We start from the raw sequence: 1,671 nt of genomic DNA, 5'->3' as shown, positions 1-1,671 counted from the left end.
GAAACCATTAAACCAAGTACTGAATACCAGTATTTATACTTACTGCAATACGCCGTCGGTAAGAGAGCAAATTGATATGGGTTTGATGTACCGATTGAAAGTGCGTAACTCACGCGGTCAGCTAATTGCTGATGAATTGGTTTCAGAGCAAACCTGTAGCAAAATCAAATAGTCACAGTAATTTGCTTGTCGCTCAAGCCCGACGACAACGAGAGCCGTCGTTAGTGAGCTAGGCGGACATTAAATAAAAGATACAAAAGCGGAGACGATGGTCTCCGCTTTTTTATTGGCCACTGTACCGTCCTAAATAAGGTTGACACTTTCCACCCCAAAAATTGGAGAGTGTTATGAAATCAAAAGCTAAAAGAACTCAGCGCGATTACTCCCTCGCTTTTAAACTCACTGTAGTTGATGAGGTTGAAAAAGGAAGCCTCACTTACAAACAAGCCCAAGAGAAGTATGGCATCCAAGGTTGCTCTACGGTTTTGGTTTGGCTTCGTAAGCATGGTCGACTAGATTGGTCTAAAGGGACACCTAACTTTATGTCCAAAGGAGACTCTATGGCCGAGTTCAATTCACCTCCTACACCAGAGCAACGTATTAAAGAGCTTGAGAAGCAGCTCGAAGATGCTCAACTCAAAGCCGACTTCTTTGAAGCTGTAGTGAACGTTATGGAGCGTGACTATGGCGTTAGAGTGACAAAAAAGCACAAAGATGCGTTGTCCAAGAGAAAACCATAGTAGGTTTGAGCGTTACGAAGTTTTGTCAGTTAGTACAAATCTCTCGCCAAGCTTATTATAAGCAATGCCAAACTCAATCTCGTTGTGAACATCATGAGCATGCTGTCATTGGCTTTGTCCGTGAAGTCAGGCTGAAGCAGCCACGCATTGGCACGCGTAAACTGAAGTTCTTAGCAGCAACAAAGGGCATTCAAATAGGTCGCGATAAGCTCTTTGAACTTCTCAGAAAGCATCGGCTGTTAGTGAGAGCAAGACGAGCCTATCACCGAACGACTGACAGCCGTCATCGATTTTTCTGTCACCCAAACAAAGTGAAAGATGGGCTGACACCAACGAAGCCAGAACAACTGTGGGTTGCTGATATTACTTACTTGCCAACTCAAAATGGAGAGAGTTATCTCAGCTTGGTTACAGACGCTTATTCAAGGAAGATTGTTGGTTTTTATGTGGATGACAACATGAAAACGCAATCAGTTAAGCGGGCATTTATCTCAGCTCTCAGGCAACGACAGAGTGAAGAAAAGCTAATACACCACTCAGATAGAGGCTCACAATACTGTTCGAAGGAATATCAAGATATCCATAAGAAACACAAAGTGACTTGCTCGATGACTGACGGCTATGATTGCTATCAGAATGCTTTAGCAGAGCGTGTAAATGGGATACTCAAAATGGAGTTCTTACTTAGGAAACCGAAAGATCTGGAAGAAGCGAGGACGATGGTTGCAGAATCTGTAGAGATCTATAATCAAATGAGGCCTCATACGGCTTTAAAATACAAAACGCCCGATGAAGTACATCGAGCGTTTTAGTTAAAAAGTGTCAACCCATATCAGGACGGGTCACTCATCATTATCCAGCAGCGCGAACGAAGGCCTGTAAGGTCTTGCTGGGATGTTCGGCAGTCAGGGCATCAATCTCACCCACCGCT

At 43.8% G+C, this 1,671-nt stretch carries 2 protein-coding genes; both read left to right on the top strand.

Annotation, left to right across the window (positions count from 1 at the left end):
• On the top strand, positions 1-172 hold a 172-nt coding region (gene gspS2 / locus R7Q41_RS23915; protein WP_318144700.1), incomplete at its 5' end, for a type II secretion system pilot lipoprotein GspS-beta.
• 175 nt (positions 173-347) lie between these two features.
• Positions 348-1,552, top strand: a protein-coding gene (locus R7Q41_RS23910; protein ID WP_318144699.1) for an IS3 family transposase whose coding sequence is annotated in 2 segments (ribosomal slippage) — positions 348-699 and positions 699-1,552 — 1,206 coding nt in all. Because the reading frame shifts where the segments join, the coding sequence is not laid out codon by codon here.
• Positions 1,553-1,671 lie beyond the last annotated feature (119 nt).

The organism is Vibrio sp. 2096 (genome assembly GCF_033339595.1).
GTDB classification, from domain to species: Bacteria; Pseudomonadota; Gammaproteobacteria; order Enterobacterales; family Vibrionaceae; genus Vibrio; species Vibrio alginolyticus.
The sequence above is the reverse complement of the archived record's forward strand: the minus strand, read 5'-3'. Positions and strand labels throughout refer to the sequence as shown.